The sequence below is a fragment of the Xanthomonas sp. BRIP62409 genome, from assembly GCF_003992965.1.
In the GTDB taxonomy this organism is placed as follows: Bacteria; Pseudomonadota; Gammaproteobacteria; order Xanthomonadales; family Xanthomonadaceae; genus Xanthomonas; species Xanthomonas euroxanthea.
This window is the reverse complement of sequence record NZ_QEZJ01000017.1, coordinates 84,753-106,813: the sequence shown is the minus strand read 5'-3', so window position 1 is coordinate 106,813 and position 22,061 is coordinate 84,753. Positions and strand designations below refer to the sequence as shown.

The following is a 22,061-nucleotide window of genomic DNA, read 5'->3' as shown; positions in this document are numbered from 1 at the left end:
TCCGTGTAGGCTCTTACGCGGCATCCATGCCGCGTAAGGTCCCGCGACGGTGAGCGGGCAAGGACCTGGATGGTCGGTCCGCATAGTGCGAGCAGCACGGTGTCAGGCAAGAACGCGTCCGCTCGTTTTCGCAAGAAAGCCAGTGCAGCGGACCAGCTTTTCAAACAACCGACCAACTGTCTGGGGCGGTGTCGTCACCGATTGCGGGACCGTGTGGCGGCATGGATGCCGCCACCGAGCCTCCAAGGATGGATTCATGGCGTGTCCCGCGAGCAGTGAGGGCGCCGCACCCCGACTCACCGGGCTTTGATTGTTGATCTGTCGGGATGGTCGGTATGTAGATGGCGAGAGCGCCGCACATCCGACCAAGGCGGCGCAGGTAGCCCGACGCCGGCTTTCACGCCGGATGGACCGGCCGCGGTGGGTGCTCTGATAAAATTGCCGGCTGATGCCGTCGCCAACCACCTTCCCCTCTCCGCCGCTGCCCAAGTCAGGCCAGCTCCGCGCCTATTGGCGCGCTCCGTCTTCGCCGACTGCGCTGGCATGGTCGATCGCACGCGCCGCCGAGGCGCATGCCGGCCCGCTGCTGGTGATCGCCCGCGACAACCAGAGTGCGCATCAGATCGAGGCGGATCTGCATGCCTTGCTCGGCGAGCATGCGACGCTGCCGGTGGTGCCGTTTCCCGATTGGGAAACCCTGCCCTACGACCAGTTCAGCCCGCACCCGGAAATCATCAGCCAGCGCCTGGCGGCGCTGCATCGGCTGCCCGCGCTGACCCGTGGGGTGGTGATCGTGCCGGTGCAGACGCTGATGCAGCAGCTGGCACCGCTGAGCTATATCGTCGGCGGCAGTTTCGATCTGAAGGTCGGCCAGCGGCTGGATCTGGATGCGGAAAAACGCCGGCTGGAAAGCGCCGGCTACCGTAACGTGCCGCAGGTGATGGACCCGGGCGATTTCGCGGTGCGCGGCGGCTTGCTCGACGTATTTCCGATGGGCGAAGCCACGCCGTTGCGGATCGAGTTGCTGGACGAGGATATCGACTCCATCCGTGCCTTCGACCCGGAATCGCAGCGCTCGCTGGACAAGGTCGAGGCCGTCAAGCTGCTGCCCGGCCGCGAAGTGCCGATGGACGATGCCAGCGTGGAGCGCGTGCTGGCCTGCCTGCGCGAGCGTTTCGACGTGGACACCCGGCGCAGCGCGCTGTACCAGGACCTGAAATCGGGTCTGGCGCCGTCGGGCGTCGAGTACTACCTGCCGATGTTCTTCAGCAAGACCGCCACCTTGTTCGATTATCTGGACAAGCGCGTGTTGCCGCTGGTCGCCACCGGTGTCTCCAATGCGGCCGACACGTTCTGGGCGCAGGCACAGGACCGCTACGAACAGCGCCGCCACGACGTGGAACGCCCGCTGCTGACGCCGGACGAGCTGTATCAATCGCCGGACGCCTTGCGCGAGCGGCTCAACAAGCTGGCGCGCATCGAAGTCTGGGCCAGCGATCATCCGCGCATCGACGAGGCCGCCGCCCTGGGCGACCAGCCCTTGCCGCCGCTGCCGGTGGCGGCAAAGGACGCGCCGGCCGGCCAGGCGCTGTCCTCGTTCCTGGGCCATTACCCCGGCCGCGTGCTGGTGGCCGCCGATACCGCCGGCCGGCGCGAGGCCTTGATGGAAGTGCTGGCCGCCGCGCAGCTGAAGCCGGAGGTCGTTGCCGACCTGCCCGCCTTCCTGGCTGCCACCAAGCTGCGCTTCGGTATCACCGTGGCGCCGCTGGAAGACGGCTTTGCGCTGGACACCCCGCAGATTGCGGTGCTGACCGAGCGCCAGCTGTTTCCCGAGCGCGCCAACCAGCCGCGGCGCAGCCGCCGGGTCGGGCGCGAACCGGAAGCGATCATCCGCGACCTGGGCGAGCTGTCCGAAGGCGCGCCGATCGTGCACGAAGACCACGGTGTGGGCCGCTACCGCGGGCTGATCGTGCTCGATGCCGGTGGCATGCCCGGCGAGTTCCTGGAAATCGAATACGCCAAGGGCGACCGCCTGTACGTGCCGGTGGCGCAGCTGCATCTGATCAGCCGCTATTCCGGCGCCTCGGCCGAGACCGCGCCGCTGCATTCGCTGGGCGGCGAGCAGTGGACCAAGGCAAAGCGCAAGGCGGCCGAAAAGGTCCGCGACGTGGCGGCCGAATTGCTGGAGATCCAGGCGCGCCGGCGTGCCCGCGCCGGGCTGGCCTTGCAGGTGGACCGGGCGATGTACGAGCCGTTCGCGGCCGGCTTTCCGTTCGAGGAAACCGGCGACCAGCTGGCCGCCATCGATGCGACGCTGCGCGACCTGGGCAGCAGCCAGCCGATGGACCGCGTGGTCTGCGGCGATGTCGGCTTCGGCAAGACCGAGGTCGCGGTGCGCGCCGCCTTCGCCGCCGCCAGCGCCGGCAAGCAGGTTGCCGTGCTGGTGCCGACCACCTTGCTGGCCGAGCAGCATTACCGCAATTTCCGCGACCGCTTCGCCGACTACCCGATGAAGGTGGAAGTGCTGTCGCGCTTCAAGAGCACCAAGGAAATCAAGGCCGAGCTGGAGAAGGTGGCCAGCGGCGAGATCGACGTGATCATCGGCACGCACCGGCTGCTGCAGCCGGACGTCAAGTTCAAGGACCTGGGCCTGGTCGTGGTCGACGAAGAGCAACGCTTCGGCGTGCGGCAGAAGGAAGCACTCAAGGCGATGCGCGCCAACGTGCATCTGCTCACGCTCACCGCAACCCCCATCCCGCGCACGCTCAACATGGCCATGGCCGGGTTGCGCGACCTGTCGATCATCGCTACCCCGCCGCCGAACCGGCTGGCGGTGCAGACCTTCATCACTGCATGGGACAACGCGCTGCTGCGCGAGGCCTTCCAGCGCGAGCTCAGTCGCGGCGGGCAGCTGTACTTCCTGCACAACGATGTGGAAAGCATCGTGCGCATGCAGCGCGAGCTGTCCGAACTGGTGCCGGAAGCGCGCATCGGCATCGCCCACGGGCAGATGCCCGAGCGCGAGCTGGAGCGGGTGATGCTGGATTTCCAGAAGCAGCGCTTCAACGTGTTGCTGTCGACCACGATCATCGAGTCGGGCATCGACATTCCCAACGCCAACACCATCATCATCAACCGCGCCGACCGCTTCGGCCTGGCCCAGCTGCACCAGCTGCGCGGCCGCGTCGGCCGCTCGCATCACCGCGCCTACGCGTACCTGGTGGTGCCGGACCGGCGCTCGATGACCTCCGATGCGGCCAAACGCCTGGAAGCGATCGCCTCCATGGACGAGCTCGGCGCCGGCTTCACCCTGGCCACGCACGATCTGGAAATCCGCGGCGCCGGCGAGCTGCTGGGCGAGGACCAGAGCGGGCAGATGGCCGAGGTCGGTTTCAGCCTGTACACCGAGCTGCTGGAACGCGCGGTGCGCAGCATCCGCCAGGGCAAGCTGCCGGATCTGGATGCCGGCGAGGAGGTCCGCGGCGCCGAGGTCGAGCTGCATGTGGCCGCGCTGATTCCCGAGGATTACCTGCCCGACGTGCACACGCGCCTGACGCTGTATAAGCGCATCTCCAGCGCACGCGATGCCGATGCGCTGCGCGAATTGCAGGTGGAGATGATCGACCGCTTCGGCCTGCTGCCGGACCCGGTCAAGCACCTGTTCGCGATTGCCGAGCTCAAGCTGCAGGCCAATGCGCTGGGTGTGCGCAAGCTGGACCTGGGCGAGAACGGTGGCCGGCTGGTCTTCGAGGCAAAACCGGCGATCGACCCGGTCGCGGTGATCCAGATGATCCAGAAGCAGCCCAAGATCTACACCATGGACGGCCCGGACAAACTGCGCATCAAGCTGCCGCTGCCGGAAGGCGCGGACCGTTTCAACGCCGCACGCGGCCTGCTGACGATGCTCGCACCCAGGTAGAAACGCGCGCCGGGCGGTTGCGCCTGCTTTACGCAGCGTGCTGGACCGTGCAGGACGCAAGGACGCGTCGAGCGCGTCGCAGGCGGGGGCCGCTGCGAATCCAAGCCGATGCGGCATTTTCACTAACGCCCAACGCCGCAGACGATGCCGGCGCGGTCCCATGTTGCCTGTTTCATGCGTGTTCCCCGCTGCGGTCACGCACATGCACCCGACGCAGCGAGTGAAGAAGTCGGCTGAAAGGTAGCGCGGTGTCCTGCACGACTGTCCGGGACACCGGCTTCCTGAGTCTGCTTGCGACAAAGCTGAGCGGTTAATACGCGGGAAGTGATGGATTTCGCAAATCCGTCACCGCGGTGAATTTGGCCTAAATATTCCTGCCGCGCGCCGATACCTGCATGGACCGACGTGATCGCCGTGTGCAGAGCTGCCCATGCGACCCCGCGCCGGAGCGACCTTTTCCGCGTCAGGCACGCATCCGTGCGCCACCGCATCGCTTGAGGCATCCATGAACACGCCACTGTCCGATCTACCCGCGCCGCTGACGCTCGCCCTGGAAGGCGAGATGACCATCCGTCGCGCTGCCGAACTCAAGCCGCTGCTGCAGCCGGCCTTGCTGCATCCGGGCGGGTTGCACCTGGACCTGGGCGCGGTCAGCGAGATCGACACCACCGGCCTGCAGTTGCTGCTGGCGACCAAGCAGGCGATCCAGGCCGACGGCCGGCCGTTTTCGCTGACCGACTCCAGCCGCGCGGTGGTCGATGTGATCGAACTGCTCGGCCTGCTCGAAGCCTTGTACCCGCATGCGGTTGCGGGTATCGGCGAACGCATTCACTAAGGGACCGGCGACACGCATGGACATGAACCAGCTGATGCAGACCTTCCTGGCCGAAAGCCGGGACCTGCTCGAAGACATGGAACGTCACCTGCTCGAAGCCGAGCGTGGCGAATCCTCGCCGGATGCGGTCAATGCGATCTTCCGTGCGGCGCACACCATCAAGGGCTCGGGTGGATTGTTCGATCTGCCGCAGCTGGTCGGTTTCACCCACGTCGTGGAAAGCGTGCTGGACCTGGTGCGCGACGATGCACTGACGCTGAGCTCGGAACTGATCGCGCTGCTGCTGGTGTGCTGCGACCACATCCACGCCCTGGTGGAAACCGCGGCCGATCCGGCACACGCCGATGCCGACGCCCTGACTGCAGAGGCCGAGCCCCTGCTGGCGCAACTGCAGACCTACCTGCAGGTCAGCGCCTGCGGTGTCACTGCCACGGCCGTCCAGCACAACACCCCGGAGAAACAGAGCGGTTACTGGCGCATCACGCTGAAATTGTTCGCCGATGCGCTGCGCTACGGCAACTCGCCGCTCAAGCTGATTCGCAACCTGCGCGGGCTGGGCTCGGTCGAGTCGATCAATACCGATGTCAGCGGGCTGCCGAGCTTCGAAGCGCTGGATCCGGAAGCCAATTACCTGGGCTTCCGGATCCTGCTGCGCAGCGATGCCGACCGTGCCGCGATCGAGGACGTGTTCGAGTTCGTACGCGAGGACTGCGACCTGGAGATCATCTCGGTACCGGCACCGATGGACGCCAGCGCCGTGCTTGCAGACGAGCCGGTCATGGCTGCGGCCGCGCCGGTTAGCGGCGTGCTGGCGGGCGTGCCGGCCGCAGCGTCGGCACGCCCGCAGCAGGACACCGGCGCACGCAACGCCGACGCGCGCTCGATCCGCGTGGACGCCGACAAGCTCGATCGCATGATCGACCTGGTGGGCGAACTCATCATCGCGGTGGCCGGCACCAATGCCAACGCGCAGCGCACCGGCGATGCACAGTTGCTGGAATCGGCCTCGATCCTGGCCGGCCTGGTGGAAGAGGTGCGCGAAAGCGCCCTGCAACTGCGCATGGTCAAGATCGGCGGCACCTTCAGCCGCTTCCAGCGCGTGGTGCACGACGTGGCGCGCGAACTCGGCAAGGACATCGCGTTGGTCGTGGCCGGCGAAGACACCGAACTGGACAAGTCGGTGGTGGAAAAGATCGGCGACCCGCTCACCCATCTGGTGCGCAACGCCATGGATCACGGCATCGAACCGGCGGAGGTGCGCGTGGCACGCGGCAAGCCCGCACGCGGCACCGTGGGCCTGAATGCCTATCACGACTCCGGCAGCATCGTCATCCAGATCACCGACGACGGTGGCGGCCTGAATCGCGACCGCATCCTGGCCAAGGCGCTGGAACGCGGCCTGATCGAGCCGGGCCGCCAGCTCAGCGACCGCGAGGTGTTCGCGATGATCTTCGAGCCGGGCTTTTCCACCGCCGAAAAGGTCACCAACCTGTCCGGCCGCGGCGTGGGCATGGACGTGGTCAAGCGCAACATCACCGCGCTGCGCGGCACCGTGGAGATCGACAGCACCGCAGGCCTGGGCACCACCATATCGGTGCGGCTGCCGCTGACGCTGGCCATCATCAACGGCTTCCAGGTCGGCGTCGGTAAATCGGTGTTCGTGGTGCCGCTGGACGTGGTGGAGGAATGCGTGGAATTCACGCCCGACTACAGCAGCGACTACATCGACCTGCGTGGCAGCGTGCTGCCGTATGTACGCCTGCGCGCACTGTTCGCGCTCGGCGGCAGGACGCCTGCGCGCGAGAGCATCGTGGTGATCCGCCAGGGCGCGCAGCGTTTCGGGCTGGTCGTGGACACCTTGCTGGGCGAATGGCAGACCGTGATCAAGCCGTTGTCCAGGGTCTTCGCACAGGTCAAGGGCATCAGCGGTTCGAGCATCCTGGGCAGCGGCGATGTCGCGCTGATTCTCGACGTACCCAGCCTGCTCCAGCAATTGCATCCAAACCAGGACGCCCTGGCGGCCTGAGTCACCACACAAGCACTCCCCACATCACCGCCTCGTTCGTTGTTCCCTGACCCCAGGAAGCTGCCGCCATGTCACACCGTCTCCCGATCGCCACGCAGTTGTGGTTCACCGCCGCCCTCGCCCTTGCCTTGCCTGTCGTGGTGGTGGTCGCCGGCTTTGCGCTGACGCTGTCGCACGGCGCCCTGCTCGCCGCCAGCGTCCTGGCCGCACTCGTCAGCGGTGCGTTGCTGCTCCATGCGATCCGCATCGCGACCGGCTCGCTGGAGCTTGCCACCACCACGCTGGATGCATTCGCGCGTGGCAACTTCGCCGTCGCCCTGCCGCAGCTGCGCGACGAGCAGGCCTGCGAGGTGCTGCGTGCGCTGCGCAAGGTGCAGAGCACCATCGCCCAGGTCAACCAGGAGATCAACCGCGTCTGGCAGGACCACGACGCCGGCGAGATCGACGCGCGCATCGACCTGGCACGCTTCGATGGCGATTTCCGCACCACCGGCGAAGGCATCAACCGCCTGGTCGCCAACCATATCGCGGTCGAGAAGCAGCTCATGGCATGCGTGGCCGAGTTCGGCCGCGGCAACTTCTCCGCCGAGCTGGAACGCCTGCCGGGCAAGAAGGCCCTCATCAACGAGATCGTCGAGCAGATCCGCGGCAACCTCACCGGCATGGTCGCCGAGGTCAACCGCATGGCAACCGAGCACGACGCCGGCGATATCGACGTGGTCATCGACACGCAACGTTTTACCGGCGATTTCCGCCGCATGGCCGAAGGCATCAATGCAATGGTGGCCAGCCACATTGCGGTCAAGAAACAGGCCATCGCCTGCGTGGCCGAGTTCGGCCGCGGCAACTTCACCGCGCAGCTGCCGTTGCTGCCGGGCAAGAAGCGCTTCATCAACGAGACCCTGGAACAGGTGCGCGGCAACCTCACCGGCCTGATCCGCGAGATCAACCACATGTCTGCCGAACACGAAGCCGGCGATATCGATGTGGTCATCGACAGCAGCGGTTTCGACGGCGATTTCCGCAGCATGGCCACCGGCATCAACCAGATGGTGGGCGCGCATATCGCGGTCAAGAAGCTGGCGATGGGCGTGGTGGCCGAATTCGGCCGCGGCAACTTCGAGGCACCGCTGGCGCAGCTGCCGGGCAAGAAGGCCTTCATCAACGACACCGTGGAGCGTGCGCGCGGCAACCTGCGCAGCATTTCCGAGGTGATCCAGGTGATGGGCGCGATGGCCGACGGTGACCTCACCCATACCGTGGAAGGCCGCTACGAAGGCGCCTTCGCCGACATGCAGCGCTACGTCAACACCACCATGAGCCGGCTGACCGAGATCGTCGATGAGGTCAACCGCAACGCCGAGAACCTGGCCAGCGCCTCCGAACAGGTCAGTGCCACCGCACAGGCGCTGGCGCAGGCCGCCAGCGAACAGGCGGCCGGGGTGGAAGAGACCAGCGCTTCGCTGGAACAGATGACCGCCTCCATCGCGCAGAACACCGAGAACGCGCGCGTCACCGACAGCATGGCTGCCAAGGCGGCCAGCGAGGCGGCCGATGGCGGCGACACCGTGCGCGCCACCGTGGTGGCGATGAAGGACATCGCCAGGAAGATCGGCATCATCGACGACATCGCCTACCAGACCAACCTGCTGGCGCTCAATGCCGCCATCGAGGCCGCGCGTGCCGGCGAACATGGCAAGGGCTTTGCGGTGGTGGCGGCGGAAGTGCGCAAGCTGGCCGAGCGCAGCCAGATCGCCGCGCAGGAGATCGGCGAGGTGGCCGGCTCCAGCGTGGACCTGGCCGAAAGCGCCGGCCGCGTGCTCGGCGAGATGGTGCCCTCGATCCGCCGCACCTCCGACCTGGTGCAGGAAATCGCCGCGGCTTCCGAAGAACAGACCGCCGGCGTCAGCCAGATCAACACCGCCGTCGGCCAGTTGAACCAGACCACGCAGTCGGCCGCGGCCAATGCCGAAGAGCTGGCCGCGACCTCGGAGGAAATGAGCGCGCAGGCCGAACAGCTGCAGCAGTTGATGGGCTTCTTCCGGCTCGGCAACGGCTCGCGTGCGGCGGCGTCGACCAGCAGCAAGCCTGGCCCGCGCCGGATCGCAACGCATGGCAGCAGCAGCGCGGTCAGCGCACCGCCGCGTCGCAGCAACGTGCGCCAGATCAGCGCGGTGGCGACCACCGCCGATGCGATCGACGAATCGCAGTTCGCCAGCTTCTGAGGAAACGACGATGCAACCGCACAGCGCAGCCATCACCACCACACGCACCGTTGCGCCGTCATCGACGGCTCCGCAGCAATACCTGACCTTTCTGCTGGGCACGGAGATGTTCGGCCTGGGCATCCTCGGCATCAAGGAAATCATCGAATACCGCGCGCCCACCGATGTGCCGATGATGCCGCCGGCCCTGCGTGGCGTGATCAACCTGCGCGGCGCGGTGGTGCCAGTGGTGGATCTGCAGCAACGCTTCGGCCGCGACGCCAGCGCGATCACCAAGCGCAGTTGCATCGTGATCGTGGAGATCGCCCATGGCCAGACGCATCAGGTGCTCGGCCTGCTGGTGGACGCGGTGAGCGAAGTGCTGGAGATCGCGCCCGACGCCATCGCCGGCGCCCCCAGTTTTGGCGCCGGCATCGCACGCGACTGCATCCATGCGATGGCCAGGATCGGCGAGCGCTTCGTGATCCTGCTCGACGCCGACGCGGTGCTGGGCAACGACGCACTCGCCCAGCTGCCTGTCGCCGAGCTGGCAGCCTGACATGTCCAGCATGCACGCAAGGACTCCCATGCGCCCCACCCTTCTCTCCTGCAGCTGCGCGCTGGACGGCCCCGTGTTGGTCGTCGACGACAGCGTGGTCCAGCGCGAACACGCGATGGCGCTGTGCCGCCAGCTCGGCGCCGTCGCGGTCGATGGCGCGGTCGACGGCCACGCCGCGCTGGCCTGGCTCGGCAGTGCGATTTCACCATCGCTGCTGCTGATCGATCTGGAAATGCCGGGCATGGACGGCGTGCAGCTGCTCGATGCGCTGGCACGCGGCAAGTACAGCGTGCCGGTGGTGGTGGTCTCGCAGCGCGGCGGCGCCTTGATCGATGCGGTGATGCAGCTCAGCCGCAGCGCCGGGGTGCGCGTGCTCGGCGGCATCGAAAAGCCGATGCATCTGCAGGACCTGGCCAATGTGCTGGAGTGCGAACCGGGGCTGGCCACGAACGCGCCTGCGTTTGCACAGCCGGCGATATCGCCGCTGATGTCCAGCGGTGGCGCGGCGGCATCGCGGCTGGACCGGGCCATGCGCCGCGGCGAAATCCGCGTGGCCTACCAACCCAAGCTCGATCTCAGGGATGGTCGCCTGCGCGGTGTGGAAGCACTCGCGCGCTGGCGCCGCCCGCAAGGCGACATGATTGGGCCGGAGCGCTTCATTCCGCTGGCCGAACGCGAAGGCCTGATCCATGCCTTGACCCAGCAGGTGATCGACCTGGCAGTTGCGCAACTGGTGGACTGGCGCGCAGAAGGCTTCGAGCTGAGCCTGGCCTTGAACCTGTCGCCCAACCTGCTCAGCGAGCAGGGCTTTCTCGAACAGCTATGCGGCAAGCTGGGCGACAACGGCCTGAGCCCTGCCGATCTGGTGCTGGAACTCACCGAAAGCGCCATCGTCGAGCCAGCCAATGCCCTGAGCATGCTGGCGCGCCTGCGCCTGCATGGCTTCGGCCTGTCGATCGACGACTACGGCACGGGGTTTTCCTCGCTGCAGCGCCTGGCCAGCATTCCCTTCACCGAACTCAAGCTCGATCGCAGCTTCGTGCATGCCGCCCATCGCAGCCGCAGCCAGCGCACCGTGCTCGAATCCACGCTGGAACTGGCGCACCGGCTCGATCTCACCGCCGTGGCCGAAGGGGTGGAAACCCCGGACGACTGGCGCCTGCTGCGCGAGCTGGGCTGCGACCTGGCGCAAGGCTACCTGATGGGCTCGCCGATGCCCGGGCCGATGCTGTCGGAATGGTGGCGCGAACACGCCGTGCGCATCGCCCGCCTGTGCGGCAACGCACTGCCCAGCGATGCGGATGTCGCCTGACATGAGCACGGCCACCGCCATCACCGAACAGGAATTCGGCCGCTTCCAGCGCTTCATCTTCGAAGCGGCCGGCATCAGCATTTCCTCGGGCAAGAAGGCCATGTTGTGCGGCCGCCTGGGCAAGCGCCTGCGCGAACACCAGTTCAGCAATTACACGCAGTACCTGCAATTGCTGGAAAGCCGCCAGGACCGCGCTGAGATCCAGACCGCGATCGATCTGCTGACCACCAACGAGACCTACTTCTTCCGCGAGCCCAAGCACTTCGAGTTGCTGCGCAAGCTGGCCGGCGAACATCGCGGCGGCCTGCCGTTCCGCTGCTGGAGCGCGGCCAGCTCCAGCGGCGAAGAGGCCTACAGCATGGCGATGGTGCTGGACGACGCCTTGCAGGGGCGGCCGTTCGAAGTGGTTGGCAGCGACATCAGTACCCGCGTGCTGGCCAAGGCGCGCACCGGGCACTACGCCCTGCAACGTATCGACGGCATTCCGCAGGCGTATCTCAAGCGCTATTGCCTGCGTGGTCAGGGCGAGTACGACGGCACCTTGCTGGTGGAGCGCCGCCTGCGCGACCGGGTCAAGTTCGTGCATGCCAACCTCAACACGGCCCTGCCGATGCTGGGCAGCTTCGATGCGATCTTCCTGCGCAATGTGATGATCTATTTCAATGGCCAGACCAAGCGCGAGGTCATCCTGCGCGTGCTGTCCAACCTCAAGTCGGGCGGATATTTCTGCATCGGTCATTCGGAAAGCCTGAGCGAACTCGACATCGATCTGGTCCAGGTGGCACCCTCGATCTTCCGCAAGGCCTGAGCCAAGGATCCGCCGTGTCGACCGCCTTCAACCGCCCTGCCGCCAGCCCCATTGCCCGCACCGATGCCATCAAGGCCATGGTCGTCGACGACTCGGCGGTGGTGCGCCAGGTGCTGGTGGGCGTGCTCAACGACGCGCCCGACATCGAGGTCATCGCCACCGCGGCCGACCCGCTGCTGGCGATCGAGAAGATGCGCAAGCAATGGCCGGACGTGATCGTGCTGGATGTGGAAATGCCGCGCATGGACGGCATCACCTTCCTGCGCAAGATCATGAGCGAACGCCCCACCCCGGTGGTGATCTGTTCCACGCTCACCGAAAAAGGCGCACGCGTCACCATGGATGCCCTGGCCGCCGGTGCGGTGGCCGTGGTGACCAAACCGCGCCTGGGGCTCAAGCAGTTCCTCACCGACTCGGCCGACGAACTGGTCAATACCGTGCGCAGCGCCGCACGCGCCAACGTCAAACGGCTGGCCGCGCGGGTTGCCGCAGCGCCGCTGGAAGCGGAGGTCAAGCACACCGCCGATGTGATCCTGCCGGCGCAAAGCGGGCGCGCGCTGGCGCAGACCACCGAGCGCATCGTCGCCATCGGCACCTCCACCGGCGGTACCCAGGCGCTGGAAGAAGTGCTGACCGCCTTGCCGCGCGTCTGCCCCGGCATCGTGATCGTGCAGCACATGCCGGAGAAATTTACCGCCGCCTTCGCCGCGCGCCTGAATGGCTTGTGCCAGATCGCAGTGAAAGAGGCCGCCAACAACGACCGGGTGATGCCGGGGCGCGCGCTGATCGCGCCCGGCGGCAAGCATCTGCTGCTGCGCCGCAGTGGCGCGCAATATTTTGTCGAAGTGATGGAAGGCCCGCCGGTCAACCGGCACCGTCCGTCGGTGGATGTGCTGTTCCGCTCGGCCGCGCGTGCGGCCGGCAGCAATGCGCTGGGCATCATCATGACCGGCATGGGCGACGACGGCGCCGCCGGGCTGCTGGAAATGCGCCAGGCCGGCGCGCGCACGGTGGCGCAGGACGAACACACCAGCATCGTGTTCGGCATGCCCAAGGAAGCGATCAAACGCGGCGGCGCCGACCGCATCCTGCCGCTGGGTGCGATGGCGCGCGAGATCGTGATGCAGCTGCAGTAGCGCGCCGCACGCGCAAACGGCGCAATTACAACTGCGACTCCAACGGCAACCAGCCCATCACCGCCGCCGCGCCACGCCGCCACACGCTCGCGGCCGGCTCTTGCGACCATACCTCGGGCGGTTGCGCCGCGTCGTCGTGCCAGCGCAGCGCGCCCTGCTCCAGGGTCACGCGGTAGCTCACCGGCGCGCCGATCTTGCGGTTGTAGACCTGCTCCAGCTGCGCGGCCACTGCGCGGTCGTTGAACAGCAGGCCCATCTCGGTATTGAGGTTCATCGAGCGCGGATCCAGATTGAACGAGCCGATGAAGCCGCTGCTGTCGTCCACCACGAATGCCTTGGTGTGCAGGCTGGCCCCGCTGGAGCCGAACAGGCTGCCGTCCGGCTTGCCCATCGGCTTGAGCTCGTGCAGGCGCACGCCTTGCATGAGCAGGGGCACCCGGTAATCGGCATAGCCGCTGTGCACGGCAACCACATCGTTTGCCGCCAGCGAGTTGGTCAACACGCTCACGCGCACATTGCGCCGACGCAATGCGCCGATCCAGCGCATGCCGTCCTCGCCCGGCACGAAGTACGGCGAGATCACCTTCAGTTCGCGCTGCGCATGCGCCATTTCGCCGATCAACACCGGCGTCATCCAGTCCGCCTGCGGCGGTGCGCCCTCGGCCTTTTCCGGCGGGTCGGAAACGATGCGCGCCTGGTCCAGCCAATGCACCTGGCGCTGACCCTGCGTCAACGCCTGCACGCTGGGCGACTGGCGCAGCCGCTGCACATACGGATGCGCGCGTGCCGACTCCAGGCCCGCATCCAGGCTGCCGCGCAACGCATCCAGCGCCTGCGGCTTGGCGGTCACCAGCGCAGCCAGCGGCAGGGCATTGGGGCTGTTCCAGTACGCATCGAAGACCTGCTCGGCCTGGCCCACGGCCGGCCCCATCAGTGCCGCGTCCATGTCCATGAAATTGGTGTCGCGCGCCGCATCGAAGTATTCATCGCCCACATTGCGGCCACCCACCACCGCCATCCGGCCATCGGCAATCCAGGCCTTGTTGTGCATGCGCCGGTTGATGCTGAACATGCGCAGCACCATCTCCACCCCGCGCATCAGCGTGCCTTCGCGCGCACGGGTGGGATTGAACAGACGGATCTCGATCATCGGGTGGCTGTCCAGCGCCGCCAGCACCGAATCGCTGCCATGGATGTTCATGTCGTCCAGCAGCAGGCGCACGCGCACGCCGCGATCGGCCGCATGCAGCAGTTCGTTGTGCAGCAGGTTGCCGGTGAAGTCGGCATGCCAGATGTAGTACTGCAGATCCAGGCTGCGCCCGGCCGCACGCGCGGTGAGCGCACGCACCGCGAACGCATCGACATTGTCGGGCAGGATCACCATGCCGGTCTGACCGGCATGTGCCAGCTGCAGCGGCGCCACCACCTGATCGATCGGCGTGGCGATCGCGGTGGCAGGCAGCGCGTGGCTCACCGCACCACGCTGACGATCGGCAAAGCGTCCGTAGCCGTACAGCGACAGCACGCTGCCCAACAGGAGCACCAGTGCACCGATGCCCACCCATTTGATGATTTTTCGCCTCGTCACTGCCGCCCCCGTGTTGCAGAGCGCGGCAGTCTAGACGCTGCACCTGCATGTCGATGTGCAGACGCAAGCGCACAAGCGAGCTCGACAAACGCGCAAAAACAGCGGATTTCCCGGCGCGGACTGTCGCAACAGTCCGCGCCGGATGCGATGCCCCTTACCAGATCGCAACGCGATCCTTGTCGCCACGCACCATCGCATCGCCCGGCTTGCACTGGAACGCCTGGGCAAATGCCGGCATGTTCGACGGCGCACCATTGGCGCGGAAATTGGCCGGCGCATGCGGGTCGGTGTTCAGGCGCACGCGCAATTCGCCGTCGGTGAAGTTGCGGCGCCACACCGTGGCCCAGTTCATGAAGAAGCGCTGGTCCTGCGTATAACCGTCGATGTCCTTGTTGGCGCCGGGCTGTTCCTTCAATGCCATCTGCAGCGCGTCATAGGCCACGGTCAGGCCACCGAGATCGCCGATGTTCTCGCCCAGGGTCAGCTTGCCTTTGACGTTGACGCCAGGAATCGCCTCATAGCCGTCGAACTGCGCCACCAGTTGATCGGTGCGCTGGGTGAACAGTTTGCGGTCCGCATCGGTCCACCAGGTATCGAAGTTGCCCTTGGCATCGAACTGGCTGCCCGAGTCGTCGTAGCCATGCATCATCTCGTGCCCGATCACCGCGCCGATCCCGCCGTAATTCAATGCCGGGTCGGCCTTGGGGTCGAAGAACGGCGGCTGCAGGATTGCCGCCGGGAACACGATCTCGTTGCGGGTGGCGTTGTAGTACGCATTGACCGTCTGCGGGGTCATATGCCACTCGCGCTTGTCGACCGGCTTGCCGATCTTGTCCAGCATGTAGCGATAGTTGAATGCCTGCGCGGCCTGCATGTTGGCCAGGAATCCGTCACCGCGGGTCTCCAGGCCCGACCAGTCGCGCCACTGATCCGGGTAGCCGATCTTGGGCGTGAAGCTGGCCCACTTCTCCAGCGCGCGCTGCTTGGTTTCCGCGCTCATCCAGTCGAGCTGTTCCAGCCGCGCCTTGAGCGCCACCGAGAGGTTCTGCACCAGCTGCTGCATCTGCTGCTTGGACTCGGCCGGGAATGCGGACTGCACGTACAGCTGGCCCAGTGCCTCGCCCATCGCCTCGTTGACCGCATTCAAGGTGCGCTTCCAGCGCGGCAGCATGTCCTGCTGGCCACGCAGCGTCTTGGCATAGAAATCGAAGTTGGCCTGCTCGAACGGCTTGGCCAGATACGGTGCCGCCTCGTCCACACTGTGGAAACGCAGGTAGGCCTTCCAGGTTTCCACCGGCGTATCGGCCAGCATCGCATCGAGTTCGGCGAAGTAACCCGGCTGGCTCAGCGAGAACGTCCCTGCCGGCACCTTGAGTGCGCTGAAGAACGCCTGCCAGTCGAAATGCGGTGTCACCGCGTTGGCACCGGCCACATCGACCGGGTTGTAGCGCTTGGCCGGGTCGCGCAGTTCGATGCGCGACAGCGAAGCATTGGCCAGCCGCGTTTCGAACGCCATCACCGCCTTGGCCTGCGTGGCCGCCTGCGCGGCGGGAACGCCGGACAACTCCAGCACGCGCGCGATGTAGGCCACGTACTGCTCACGGATCCTGGCCTGCGCCGGATCGGTGTAATAACCCTTCTCGGGCAAGCCCAGACCGCCCTGGCCTGCGTAGGCGATCATCTGTTCGGAATGCTTGTAGTCGGCATTGGCGCCGAACGAGAACAGGAAGCCCTGGCCCTTGGCATAGCTGTCGCGCAACCACGCGGCGATGGACGGCGCATCGGTCAGCGCCTCGATCGCCTTGAGCTGCGGCTGCAGCGGCGTGATGCCGGCCTTGTCGATCGCCGCTTCGTCCGAGCCGGTGCGCCACAGGTCGGCGATCTTGGCGTCCACCGAGCCGGCCGACAGGTTGCCGCGCGCCAGTTGCTCCACCAACGCGTGCTGGATGGTCAGCGAACGCTCGGCCAGCACCTCGAAACTGCCCCAGCTGGTGCGGTCCGACGGCACCGGGTTGGCCTTGAGCCACTTGGCGTTGACGAAGCCGTTGAGGTCCTGGCACGCGTTGATGGCCGGATCCAGGTCGTTGATGCCGAAGGCCACGATCGGCGCATCGAGCTTGGACACATCGACCCTGGTCGGCGCGGCCGGCGGTGCAGCCGGTGCCGGCCTGGCGGTGTCCTCGGAGCGGCCACACGCCGAGAGCGTCACCGCGATGGCCACCGCAAGCGACAGTGGCGCGAATTTGCTCAACATCTTTCCATTCTCCAAGGCATGCGACCGCGTCATGCGCAGTCAAAAAAAGTAGGCAATCAGCGCAGACGCACCAACCACGTCATCATTGCAACGGCACCGCAACGTCCTGACGCCCGCTGCCGCGCCCTATCGAAGAGCACACGTCCCACAACGCGCTACGTGTGGCCTGGGCACATGCCACCGCTGTTGCCGCCGCAGAAACCGCCCCGGCAATCCGGCGCAGCAGCGCCATCGGCTGCGGTCATTTGCGCGCGTACAGCGGTGCCATCAACAGGTACACCGGATACGCCAGCACCATCAGCACCAGCGCGACCTCATGCCCGGACGCCGCCTCCGCCCAGGACTCCATCCGTCGCGACGGCCCCCAGAAACCGAACGCCAGCAGCGCCACACCCACGATGCCGACCAGCAGCGCCAGGCCCAGCGCCGAACCGGACACACTGCCCCGGGCCAGCAACGCGAACGCAGCGCCGCCACCGCCCAACAGCAGCCCCAACGTCACCAGATACGCGCGGCAGTAGGTGGCACTCATCTGTTGCCTTTTCCGCTTGCTGGACATCATGTCTCCCCTGCAAGAACCCGCGCATGCGCACCTGCCCGATCCACCAACAGGCGCGCACGCGTGTCAAATCCGCACGCGTCAGTCGAGCGCGCGCCGCAAACTCCACGCCATGCTGCGCGCCATGCACGCAGCGTGGCCAGCGGATGCGGCGATTATTTTGCCTTGCCCTGATTGGCCACCGCGTCGGCGGCGCGCTTGGCCGCTTCCGGGTCGCCCAGGTAGCGGAAGCTTTGCACCTGCAGGGTGTCGTCCAGCTCGAACAGCAACGGGATGCCGGTCGGGATGTTGAGCTCCAGGATCTGCTCGTTGGAGACATCGTTGAGGTATTTGTACAGCGCACGCAGCGAGTTGCCGTGCGCGGTCACCAGCACGGTCTGCCCGGCCTTCAACTGCGGTGCGATCGCGTCGTGCCAGTACGGCAGCACGCGCACCAGCGTGGTCGCCAGCGACTCGGTACCCGGCAATGCATTGCGATCCAGCGTGGCGTAGCGACGGTCGTGACACGGATGCCCCGGATCGTCGACGTCCATCGCCGGCGGCGGAATGTCGTAGGAACGGCGCCAGATCTTGACCTGCTCTTCGCCGTGCTTGGCCGCGGTTTCGGCCTTGTCCAGCCCCTGCAGGCCACCGTAGTGGCGCTCGTTGAGGCGCCAGCTCTTGGACACCGGCAACCAGTCCTGGTCCAGTTCCTTCAACGCACCCTGCAGCGTATGGATGGCGCGCTTGAGCACCGAGGTGTGCGCCACATCGAACTGCAGCCCTTCGTCCTTCATCAGCTTGCCGGCCGCAGCGGCTTCCTGGCGGCCTTGCTCGGTGAGTTCCACATCCACCCAGCCGGTGAAACGGTTGTCCAGGTTCCATTGGCTCTGGCCATGGCGCAGCAGTACGAGTTTGCGGGTCACTACGGTTCTCCGATTGGGGGCCGATCAGCCTGCGATTGTAATGGCAGCCAGCGCATCGCAGGCGTGCACGAGACCGCCACGGCCAGCGCGCGATGCTGCGGCCATGCAAACGATCGATTCCGTCTTTGCCGGTTGGGATGGCAGCGTCATCCAGGCGCGACAGTTGCAACAGCAACTGGCACACCGCGTGGTGCTGCAGGACCAGCTCGGCGCAACACCGCAACTGCTCGCCGGCTTCGACGTCGGCTTCGAAGACGACGGCCAGACCACGCGCGCGGCAGCGGTGCTGCTGGATGCAGACACGCTGATGCCGCTGGAAACGCACATCGCGCGGGTGCCCACGTCGATGCCGTACGTGCCGGGCCTGCTCAGCTTTCGTGAGCTGCCCGCCTTGTTGCAGGCACTGGCACTGTTGTCGCGCCCGCCGGATCTGGTCTTCATCGACGGCCAGGGCATCGCGCATCCGCGCAAGCTCGGCATCGCTGCGCACTTTGGCGTGGTGACCGGCCTGCCCAGCATCGGCGTGGCCAAGCAACGCCTGGCGGGCAGCTTCGTCGCGCCGGGGCCCGAGCGCGGCGACCACAGTCCGATCCTGCTGGGTGGCACGCAGATCGGCTGGGCGCTGCGCAGCAAGCCACGCTGCAATCCGCTGATCGTCTCGCCTGGCCACCGCGTCTCGATGCAGGGCGCGCTCGACTGGACGCTACGCACCCTGCGCGCCTATCGCCTGCCCGAGCCCACGCGCCTGGCCGATCGGCTGGCCTCGCGGCGCGGCGAAATCGCCCTGCACAGCGCCGCCTCCGGACAGCTGTTCTAGCGCGCGGCGGCCAATCACGATCAACCGTGCGCGTGCCTGCCTCTGTCGTCTGCAACCGCCCATCTCGGCACGTTCGTTCTGGCCGCCAGCACGCCGCGCAGCGACTGTCTCCGGGACGATCCGTCTTGGTGAAGCGCTCGCCAGGCCGCGCGCGCACATGCAAAGCTGGTGTCCATTCGACTTGATCAGAGCCGCCGCCATGACCACCTTGATCGCTCCCCGCGTGCATGACATCGGCGGGCTGGAAGTGCGCCGCGCCGTGCCCACGCTGCAGGCGCGCAGCGTCGGCCCGTTCGTGTTCGTCGACCATATGGGCCCGGCAGTGCTGGAGCCGGATCACGGCATCGATGTGCGCCCGCATCCGCATATCGGCCTGGCCACGGTCACCTTCCTGTGGTCCGGCGAGATCGGCCACCGCGACACCTTGGGCTCGGACCAGGTGATCCGCCCCGGCGACGTCAACTGGATGACCGCCGGCCGGGGTATCGCCCATTCCGAGCGCACGCCGGCCCCCGAGCGCGCCCGCACGCATGCGCTGCACGGCATGCAGACCTGGATCGCGCTGCCGCGCTCGGCCGAAGAGACCGCGCCCGCCTTCCATCACCACGCCGCCGCCAGCCTGCCGCAGCAACGCCGCGCTGGTGTCTGGCTACGCGTGATCGCCGGCCGCGCGTACGGCGAGGAATCGCCGGTACAGGTGTTCAGCGGCACGCTCAACGTCGCGCTGGATCTGCAGCCGGAGGCGGAGATCGACCTGGACACCGGCCACGCCGAACGTGCGCTCTACATCCTGGAAGGCGAGGCGCAGCTGGATGGCACCGACGTGCCCGCGCGCCACCTGATCGTACCCTCGCCCGGCAGCCGCGGGCGCCTGCGCGCCAGGACGCCGCTCAAGGCGATGCTGCTCGGCGGCGAGCCGCTGGATGGGCCGCGCCACCTGTGGTGGAACTTCGTCTCCAGTTCAAAGGAGCGCATCGAGCAGGCCAAGGACGATTGGCAGGCCGGCCGCTTCGGCCGCATTCCCGGCGACGACAAGGAATTCATTCCACTGCCGGAAACCCCGGCGCCCAAGCCGGTCAACTACCCCTGACCGCAGCCGGCAGCCCGGCAGTGCCGCGCTGCCCACCTAGGTCTCGCAACGGGAGTGCCCGCGCGCACGACCGATTGCAGCCCAACCTGCGAATTGCGCTTGAGCTTGTAGCCCCACCTGTGGTAGTGATGTCGACATAAGTTGGGGACAGGTTGCGTGCGGGCACAGCCGGGCGGGGAGCGCACGGGCTGATGCCGCGACACGGTCAACAACGCTGTCCCTGCGCAGACATCCAACGCCGGGGAACACTTGAATGAAGTCCGCATCCTGCCTTGTCGGCCTGAGCCTGCTGTTGGCCGCCGCCACCGTTCACGCCCAAACCTCACCGGTCTGCCCACCGTTGCCGCCAGCCTCCGGGCTGCAGTGGAGCGAGCTTTCAGGTGCGGACTATCTGTTCTGCAAGGCCATGACTGCAGACGGTCGCCAGGTGATGGGCGTCATGCTGACCACGCGCGACCCGGCGATGACGCTGGCGCGTGACCGCCGCGCGGAGAAGGGCCAGATCCAGCAGGAAGACTTTTACTGGTACAAGCTCGACCTGGGCGGCCGCGAGCTGCCGGGCATGGAATCGCGCCGCGTCACCGTGGTCGAGCTGGGCAAGAAACGCTATGCACAGCTCTGGATCGACGGCGCCAGCACCGAAGAGCTGGCCTCGATGCAATCGCTGGTGCAGAACATGGATCTGCAGCCCGCCAGCCTGGCCTTGCAGCGCTGACGCAACCGGTAGTGAAGCGCCAGGTCATGCCGGCCTGGCGCCGCCCGGCAGGCGCGCCAGCTGCGTACACGCCGTTGCATACCCGGCGCGCCTGCGCTTTCACATGCCTGCTGCCACCCCCGACGCGTCGCCATCACCCCGCAGTTGCCGTATCGGCGCGCACCTCGTCGGTGCGCAGTCGATGGAGCGGGCAGATGTCGGCCACCTCCAGCAGGCGGTCACTCACGCCGCTCTCCTACGCGTGGCGCGAGCGGCCGGTTAAAACCGGCCTTCCTGGAAGTCGACGAAGGCCTGCATCAATTCCTGCTTGGTGTTCATCACGAACGGGCCGTGTCGCATCACCGGCTCGTTGAGCGGGCGGCCCGCCACCAGGATCAGCTGCGCGCCGTCGGCACCGGCCCGCAGCGTCAGGCGCTCGCCGCCGCCCAGCACCGCCAGTTCCTGCGCCGGCAGCGCACGCGCGGCATCGCCCTCGCCCACCGTCACCGTACCTTCAAAGGCGTAGGCAAACGTGTTGTGGCCGCTGGGCAGCACATAGTCCCAGGACGCCTCCGGTGCCAGTGCGATATCCAGGTACACCGGCTCGGTGGCCGGTTGCACGATCGGGCCGCGCACCTGGCCCACGGCTCCGGCGATCACCTTGACCGTGACACCGGGCGCCGGCTGCGCGACCGGGATGCTGTCCGGTGCGTACTCCTGATACCTGGGGTCGGTCATCTTGTCGCGCGCCGGCAGGTTCACCCACAGCTGGAAGCCGCGCATGCGCCCGGATTCCTGCTCCGGCATTTCCGAATGGATCAGCCCGCGGCCGGCGGTCATCCACTGCACGCTGCCCGGGGTCAGCAGGCCTTCGTTGCCGTGGTTGTCCTTGTGGCGCATGCGCCCGTCCAGCATGTAGGTCACCGTTTCGAAGCCGCGGTGCGGGTGGCTTGGGAAACCGCCGATGTAGTCCTCGGCCTTCTCGGTGCCGAACTCGTCGAGCATCAGAAACGGGTCCAGATCCGGCAGCTGCTGGGTGCCGATGACGCGGGTCAGCTTGACCCCGGCGCCGTCGGAGGTCGGCATGCCGCGGATGGTGCGCAGCACATGCGCCGCTGTCGTGGTGGGGGTGCTCATTGCGTGATCCCTGTGCAGTGGGTCGGTGCACCAATGATGGGTGCGCCTGCTGCAACGCCCAACCACGGCCGCTGCAACCGATCGTTCCAATCGTCGGCTTCGTATGGCGGGCGCTAGCGCATCGTGTACCCGAATACTCTACGACCAAAGTTTTACCCTGCCGCGGAACGCTGCCATTGACCGCAGCCTGGCACGGGGGGACCCTTGGGCGAATCGTT

General features: G+C 66.8%; 16 protein-coding genes. 11 read left to right on the top strand and 5 right to left on the bottom strand.

Annotated features, from left to right (window positions below):
* The first annotated feature begins 448 nt into the window (after positions 1-448).
* The 8 genes from mfd (at position 449) to EO170_RS06705 (ending at position 12,799) form a co-directional block, all read left to right on the top strand.
* Positions 449-3,919 (top strand): transcription-repair coupling factor, encoded by a 3,471-nt coding sequence (gene mfd, locus EO170_RS06745; RefSeq protein WP_126943532.1) that lies wholly within the window; start codon positions 449-451, stop codon positions 3,917-3,919.
* Positions 3,920-4,424: 505 nt separating this feature from the next.
* Positions 4,425-4,754: an STAS domain-containing protein gene (locus EO170_RS06740; protein ID WP_016905011.1), complete on the top strand. Its 330-nt coding sequence runs from the start codon at positions 4,425-4,427 to the stop codon at positions 4,752-4,754.
* Positions 4,755-4,770: 16 nt separating this feature from the next.
* Positions 4,771-6,780, top strand: a complete 2,010-nt coding sequence (locus EO170_RS06735) for a chemotaxis protein CheA (protein WP_126943530.1) — start codon at positions 4,771-4,773, stop codon at positions 6,778-6,780.
* Positions 6,781-6,848: 68 nt separating this feature from the next.
* Positions 6,849-9,005 (top strand): methyl-accepting chemotaxis protein, encoded by a 2,157-nt coding sequence (locus EO170_RS06725; RefSeq protein WP_164740941.1) that lies wholly within the window; start codon positions 6,849-6,851, stop codon positions 9,003-9,005.
* A gap of 10 nt (positions 9,006-9,015) precedes the next feature.
* Positions 9,016-9,543, top strand: coding sequence for a chemotaxis protein CheW (locus tag EO170_RS06720; RefSeq protein ID WP_126943524.1), 528 nt, complete (start codon positions 9,016-9,018; stop codon positions 9,541-9,543).
* A gap of 28 nt (positions 9,544-9,571) precedes the next feature.
* Entirely contained in the window at positions 9,572-10,855 is a 1,284-nt protein-coding gene (locus EO170_RS06715) for an EAL domain-containing response regulator (protein WP_046343551.1), read from the top strand.
* Position 10,856: 1 nt separating this feature from the next.
* Positions 10,857-11,663: a protein-glutamate O-methyltransferase CheR gene (locus EO170_RS06710; protein WP_016904063.1), complete on the top strand. Its 807-nt coding sequence runs from the start codon at positions 10,857-10,859 to the stop codon at positions 11,661-11,663.
* Entirely contained in the window at positions 11,660-12,799 is a 1,140-nt protein-coding gene (locus EO170_RS06705) for a chemotaxis response regulator protein-glutamate methylesterase (RefSeq protein WP_164740963.1), read from the top strand. The genes EO170_RS06710 and EO170_RS06705 overlap by 4 nt, the downstream gene beginning before the upstream one ends.
* A gap of 25 nt (positions 12,800-12,824) precedes the next feature.
* Here the strand turns inward: EO170_RS06705 and EO170_RS06700 are convergent, their stop codons facing one another.
* From EO170_RS06700 to gpmA, 4 genes are all read right to left on the bottom strand, one after another.
* Complete coding sequence (locus EO170_RS06700) at positions 12,825-14,387, bottom strand: phospholipase D family protein (RefSeq protein WP_126943518.1); 1,563 nt, start codon at positions 14,385-14,387, stop codon at positions 12,825-12,827.
* Between the two features lie 154 nt (positions 14,388-14,541).
* The gene (locus EO170_RS06695) at positions 14,542-16,641 is read right to left on the bottom strand and encodes a M13-type metalloendopeptidase (protein ID WP_126943515.1); all 2,100 of its coding nucleotides are present in this window, start codon (positions 16,639-16,641) and stop codon (positions 14,542-14,544) included.
* Positions 16,642-16,882: 241 nt separating this feature from the next.
* Complete coding sequence (locus tag EO170_RS06690; RefSeq protein WP_104583146.1) at positions 16,883-17,200, bottom strand: hypothetical protein; 318 nt, start codon at positions 17,198-17,200, stop codon at positions 16,883-16,885.
* Between the two features lie 155 nt (positions 17,201-17,355).
* Positions 17,356-18,105: a 2,3-diphosphoglycerate-dependent phosphoglycerate mutase gene (gene gpmA, locus EO170_RS06685; RefSeq protein WP_115047490.1), complete on the bottom strand. Its 750-nt coding sequence runs from the start codon at positions 18,103-18,105 to the stop codon at positions 17,356-17,358.
* Positions 18,106-18,208: 103 nt separating this feature from the next.
* Here gpmA and nfi point away from each other — a divergent pair, with 103 nt between their 5' ends.
* The 3 genes from nfi (at position 18,209) to EO170_RS06670 (ending at position 20,727) form a co-directional block, all read left to right on the top strand.
* Positions 18,209-18,922, top strand: coding sequence for a deoxyribonuclease V (gene nfi / locus EO170_RS06680; RefSeq protein WP_126943512.1), 714 nt, complete (start codon positions 18,209-18,211; stop codon positions 18,920-18,922).
* 199 nt (positions 18,923-19,121) lie between these two features.
* Positions 19,122-20,012, top strand: coding sequence for a pirin family protein (locus EO170_RS06675; protein ID WP_126943509.1), 891 nt, complete (start codon positions 19,122-19,124; stop codon positions 20,010-20,012).
* Positions 20,013-20,265: 253 nt separating this feature from the next.
* On the top strand, positions 20,266-20,727 hold the full coding sequence (locus EO170_RS06670; protein ID WP_104648103.1) for a hypothetical protein: 462 nt from the start codon (positions 20,266-20,268) through the stop codon (positions 20,725-20,727).
* Positions 20,728-20,985: 258 nt separating this feature from the next.
* Here EO170_RS06670 and EO170_RS06665 read toward each other — a convergent pair whose 3' ends face one another.
* Positions 20,986-21,843, bottom strand: coding sequence for a pirin family protein (locus EO170_RS06665; RefSeq protein WP_126943506.1), 858 nt, complete (start codon positions 21,841-21,843; stop codon positions 20,986-20,988).
* Positions 21,844-22,061 lie beyond the last annotated feature (218 nt).